The organism is Streptomyces calidiresistens (assembly GCF_014141525.1).
GTDB lineage: Bacteria > Actinomycetota > Actinomycetes > Streptomycetales > Streptomycetaceae > Streptomyces > Streptomyces calidiresistens.
Map to the genome: position 1 here is coordinate 1 of NZ_VKHS01001116.1, position 1,349 is coordinate 1,349.

General features: G+C 71.5%; 1 protein-coding gene. It reads left to right on the forward strand.

The features are described from left to right. The first annotated feature begins 639 nt into the window (after positions 1–639). Positions 640–903, forward strand: a complete 264-nt coding sequence (locus FOE67_RS25810) for a WhiB family transcriptional regulator (protein ID WP_182667236.1) — start codon at positions 640–642, stop codon at positions 901–903. Positions 904–1,349: the final 446 nt, after the last annotated feature.

Sequence of the window (1,349 nt, forward strand, 5' to 3'; positions counted from 1 at the left end):
GTGGGGAGCGGGGGTCGGGGACGGATCCAGGGTACGGGGAGGTCGGCCCGGTGCGGAGCCGGCGGGCCGGGGTGTCCGCATGCCGGAACGGTTCCCGGACAGAGCTCCTCGGTACCGGGGTCCTCGCCACCCTCGGTACCGCAGTCGGGAGACGTTCCCCTTCAAGAAGGCCCGCCCTCTCGATAGGCGTCAACCTTTCGTGGCGTTTGGCCGGTTTCTTTCACTGCTTCGGGTGTCGCTGAAAGTTGAGAGGTTTATGGCCCCGGGAAGCGGACAGGTGCCGCTCCAGCCACACCGGTGTCCGGTGTTGCCGAGCCGTGATCCGACCGTGACCGGGGGCCGCCGCCCGCGCCCCCCGGGAACGACGGGGCGCGGCGGGACGTCTCCTCCATGGAGGGGGTGGTGGGCCAGGATGTGGCGACAGGGAGAATGTCCGAAGTGTCACTATTCCGGCTCAGAGATTTGTAGTGATTTGCACACTAATTGCGGAGCTGTGGTGCCGCAGGGTGAATCCTGTCGGCGGCACCACAAGGCGGCTTGACGGGTGTGAATCACCGCACTTGTAATTTCACTCGTGTCGTTTGAGGGACATCGATAACGACACCGTCACGGGGACGTACAGAAGGCGAGGGGCGCGAGATGACCGAGCTGTTCCAGCAGGTGCTGGTCGACGGGATGGACGAGGAACTCGGTTGGCAGGAGCGTGCGCTGTGCGCCCAGACCGACCCCGAGTCCTTCTTCCCGGAGAAGGGCGGCTCCACCCGGGAGGCCAAGAAGGTCTGCCTGTCCTGCGAGGTCCGCTCCGAGTGCCTGGAGTACGCCCTCGCCAACGACGAGCGGTTCGGCATCTGGGGCGGCCTGTCCGAGCGCGAGCGCCGACGGCTGAAGAAGGCCGCGGTCTGAGCCGCCCGTTCCGGGCCCCGCCCGGAACGGGACCATCGGCTCCGGCCGCCGGGAGCACCACCGGCGGGGTCCGGCCCCGACCGACATCCCGCACGGCCCGGGCGTTCGCCCACCGGCACCCAACCGGCCCCGACGCCGGCCGGCGCGGGCCGGCGACGCCCAACCGCCGCGCCCGCCGCGCCACGGAACCCGACGGGGTCCCGTCCGGCCGGGAGCGGTCGCCTCCGGCGCGTGCCGCACCGCGCCGGAACCCGGGTCGATCCCCGGATCCACCGGCCACCGTCCCGCACCCGTCGCGGAAGTGGCCGAATCCGGACGGGCGGCCCGTCCCGTCCCGTCCGACCAGCCGGGGTCACCCCGGCATGGTGTGTGTCACACCCGGGCCCGTTCGACCGGCCGCCTCCGACCCCGACGCCGGCCGGCGCGGGCCGGCGACGCCCAACCGC